The sequence below is a fragment of the Streptomyces sp. NPDC003635 genome (assembly GCF_053587635.1).
Window position 1 is genome coordinate 1 of sequence record NZ_JBSFOK010000111.1, and the last position, 4,475, is coordinate 4,475.

The 4,475-nt window shown below is 72.3% G+C and carries 1 protein-coding gene; it reads left to right on the forward strand.

Annotated elements, in window-relative coordinates; all coding sequences use genetic code 11:
• The coding region (locus ACWDRW_RS40150; protein WP_451733498.1) for an SDR family NAD(P)-dependent oxidoreductase at positions 1-4,475 on the forward strand (4,475 nt) is incomplete at both ends.

Genomic DNA, 4,475 nt, shown 5'->3' on the forward strand with positions numbered 1-4,475 from the left:
CCGTCTGTGGGCCAGCGGCGCGCACGTCGACTGGCCGGCCCTGTTCACCGGCCGCAACCCGACCCGCGTCGACCTCCCCACCTACCCCTTCCAACGCGACCACTACTGGCTCACTGACGCCCCCGCCCCCGGCGACCCCGTCGGCCTCGGGCTTGGTGAGGCGGGGCATCCGTTGCTGGGGGCGGCGGTTCCGCTCGCGGCCGGGGACGGGGTGCTGCTGACGGGCCGGTTGTCGCTGCGTACGTATCCCTGGCTCGCGGACCATGCGGTCGCGGGGACGGTGTTGCTGCCGGGCACGGCCTTCGTGGAGCTGGCGGTGCGCGCCGCCGATGAGGTCGGGTGCGGGAGCGTGCGGGAACTGACGCTTCAGGCACCGCTGGTCCTGCCTGAACAGGGTGGGATTCAGGTCCAGGTCGTGGTCGGTGCCCCCGGCGAGGAAGGGCAGCGCTCTCTCACGGTGTACTCCCGGGGCGAGGAGGCGGGTCCGGATGCCCCTTGGACCGCGCACGCGCAAGGCGTCCTCGCGGAGGCGCCGGTCGAGGCCACCGCCGACCTCACGGTGTGGCCGCCGGAAGGGGCGGAGCCGGTCGATGTGTCCGCCTTCTACGCCGGTGCGGAGGCCGCCGGTTACGGCTACGGCCCCGCCTTCCGCGGCCTGACCGCCGCCTGGCGGCACGGTGCCGAGATCTTCGCCGAGGTGGAGTTGCCGGAGGCGCAGGACGCGGGGACCTACGGCGTGCACCCGGCGCTGCTGGACTCGGCCCTGCACGCGCTGCTCGCGACCACTGACTGGCACGGTGACTTGCGGTTGCCGTTCCTGTGGGAGGGGGTTTCCCTCCTCGCATCCGGCGCCTCAGCCGCCCGCGTCCGCATCACCACCAGCGGCGAGGACACGCTCTCCGTCCTCCTCGCGGACACGACCGGCGCCCCCCTCGCCGTAGCCGAGTCGCTGTTGCTGCGTCCGGTGTCCGCCGACCAGCTGGCCGCGACCACCGTGAGCGGCCCTGATTCCCTGTACCGGCTCGACTGGGCGCCTGCTCCGGTCGCGGCCGATGCCGGTTCCGTGAGGGTGATCCGGTACGACGGGATCGACGCCGTACGGACCGCCCTTGACGCGGGTGCGGAGGTCCCGGAGTTCGCGCTGGTCGAGGTCGCCGGGTCCGGGGGAGACGCGGACCTGGCTGAGGCCGCCGCCCGGACCACCGCGGAGGTGTTGGCGCTGATCCAGGCCTGGCTGGGCGACGAGCGGCTGGCCGGGGCGCGGCTCGGCGTGGTGACGCGGGGCGCGGTGGCCACCGATGGTGGTGACGTCCTCGACCTCCCGAGCGCGCCCGTGTGGGGGCTCGTCCGGTCCGCGCAGTCGGAGAATCCCGACCGCTTCGTGCTGATCGACATCGATCCCACCGAGGGCCGTGAAGACGGCGGCGACGAGGCGGTCGTACGGGCGGCTCTGGCGTCCGGTGAGCCGCAGGTGGCGGTCCGTGGGGGCCGGGTGCTGGTGCCGCGTCTGGTCCGTGCGGCCGGGTCGGGGGAGAGCCTGACGACTCCCTCGGACGTAGCGGCCTGGCGGCTGGACACCTGCGGTACCGGCACCTTGGAAGGGCTTGCGCTGGTGCCGGCGCCGGAGGCGGCCGCGCCCCTCGCCGCAGGTCAGGTCCGGATCGCCGTCCGCGCGGCCGGGGTGAACTTCCGCGACGTCCTGATGAGCCTCGGCATGTATCCCGGCAGTCCGGTGCTGGGCAGTGAAGCGGCCGGGGTGGTGCTCGAAGTCGGGGAAGGCGTCACTGGCTTGACCCCTGGTGACCGGGTGATGGGCCTGGTGCTGAAGAGCTTCGGGCCGGTGGCGGTCGCGGACGCACGGCTTGTGGTGCCGATGCCGGAGGGCTGGTCGTTCGCGCAGGCGGCGTCCGTCCCGGTGGTGTTCCTGACCGCGTACTACGGATTGGTCGATCTCGGCTCGGTCGAGCAGGGCGACACGGTGCTGGTGCACGCGGGTGCCGGTGGTGTCGGCATGGCGGCGATCCAGCTTGCCCGGCATCTTGGGGCCACCGTCCTGGCCACGGCCAGCCCGGGGAAGTGGGATGTGCTGCGAGGGCTGGGCCTGCGGGACGAGCAGATCGCGTCCTCGCGGGATCTGGGGTTCCGTGAGGCCTTCGCCGAGGCCCGTGTGGACGTGGTCCTCAACTCGCTGGCCGGAGAATTCGTCGACGCCTCCCTCGACCTGTTGAGTTCCGGTGGCCGCTTCCTGGAAATGGGCAAGACGGATGTCCGGGACGCGGAACAGCTCGCCGACCACGTCCAGTACACCGCCTTCGACATGCTGGACGCCGGCCCGGTCCGGATCGGCGAGATGCTGCGGGCGTTGATGGATCTGTTCGCCGCCGGTGTGCTGGAACCGGCACCCGTGCGAACGTGGGACGTGCGGCGGGCCCGCGAGGCGTTCCGGTTCATGAGCCAGGCGCGGCACGTCGGCAAGGTCGTACTGACCATGCCGGTGCCGTTGGACCCGGACGGGACGGTTCTGATCACGGGAGGCACGGGGACCCTGGGGTCGCTGGCCGCCCGCCACCTGGTCGCCGAGCACGGCGTACGGCATCTGCTGCTCACCAGCCGCCAAGGACCGGCGGCCCCGGGCGCCGCCGAACTCGTCTCCGAGCTCGCGCAGTTGGGCGCGACCGCGACCGTAGCCGCCTGTGATGTCTCCGACCGTGCCCAGCTCGCCGCTCTCCTGCACGGCCGCAAGCTGACCGGTGTCGTGCATGCGGCGGGAGTCCTCGCCGACGGACTCGTCGGATCCATGACTTCGGAGCAGCTGGCCACGGTCTGGCGGCCGAAGGTCGAGGCCGCCGTGCATCTCCACGAGCTCACCCGTGAGACCGAGTTGGCGTTCTTCGCGCTGTACTCGTCGGTGTCGGGGGTGCTGGGCGGTTCCGGGCAGGCGAACTACGCGGCCGCGAACGCGTTCCTGGACGCGCTGGCCCATCGCCGTCGGGCCGAGGGCGATGCGGCGACATCGCTGGCGTGGGGGCTGTGGGAGCAGGCCAGCGCCATGACCGGCGAGTTGGGCCGTACCGATCGTCAGCGGCTGAGCAGGACGGGCCTGGCGCCGCTGCCTTCGGCGGAGGGCTTGGCGCTGCTGGACCGAGCGGTCGCCACAGCTGAGGCGGCCGTGGTGCCCGCCCGCCTCGACCTCGCCGGACTCCGGGGCGACGAGGCCGTGCCCCCGGCACTCCGCGCACTCGTGCGCACCACGCCCACCCGGCGTTCGGCCGACAGGACGGTCGGCCCCCGGGACGCGATCTCCTTGGCCGACAGGCTCGGCGGGCTGAACCGCGCCGAACGGGAGCGGCAGTTGGTGGAACTGGTGCGTGGGCATGTCGCCGCCGTACTGGGTCATGCCTCCGAACAGTCCGTCGACGCCGAACGCTCCTTCAAGGAGCAGGGCTTCGACTCCCTGACCGCCGTGGAACTGCGCAACCGTCTCGGCACGGCCACCGGGCTGCGACTGCCCACCGCCGTTGTCTTCGACCACCCCACCCCGGCACGTCTCGCCGGTCACCTCCGCACCGAACTGTGGGGCAGCGATGAGGAGTCGGCCGCCCCCACCGCACTCGCCGCGCCGGACGAGCCGATCGCGATCGTCGGCATGGCCTGTCGTTACCCCGGCGGGGTGGCCTCTCCGGAGGACCTGTGGCGGCTAGTCAACGAAGGAACGGACGCGATCGGGGACTTCCCCACCGACCGCGGCTGGGACCTGGACGGGCTCTACCACCCCGACCCCGCCAACCCCGGCACCAGCTACACCCGCCACGGTGGATTCCTGCACGAGGCCGCCGAGTTCGACCCACACCTCTTCGGGATCTCGCCGCGCGAAGCGCTGGCGATGGACCCGCAACAACGGCTGCTGCTGGAGACCACCTGGGAAGCGCTGGAGCGCGCCGGCATCGCCGCAGCCTCGCTGAAGGGATCGAACAGCGGCGTCTTCGTCGGCGCCGGATACCCGAGCTACCTGGTCGACCTGGAGCGCACGCCGGACGTCGTGGAGGGCTTCTCCCTCACCGGGAACGCGGCGAGCGTCGTCTCCGGCCGGCTGTCGTACACCTTCGGCCTGGAGGGCCCGGCGGTCACGGTCGACACGGCCTGTTCGTCGTCGCTGGTCGCGTTGCATCTGGCGGTGCAGTCGCTGCGCAACGGCGAGTGTGAGCTCGCTCTGGCGGGCGGCGTCACCGTCATGCCGAGCCCGGGGCTCTTCCTCGAGTTCAGCCGCCAGCGCGGGCTCGCCGCCGACGGCCGCTGCAAGCCCTTCGCCTCGGCGGCGGACGGAACGGGGTGGGCCGAGGGCGTCGGCGTCCTGGTGGTGGAGCGGTTGTCGGATGCGCATCGTCGTGGTCATCGGGTGTTGGCGGTGGTGCGGGGTTCGGCGGTCAATCAGGACGGTGCGTCGAATGGTTTGACGGCGCCGAATGGTCCGTCGC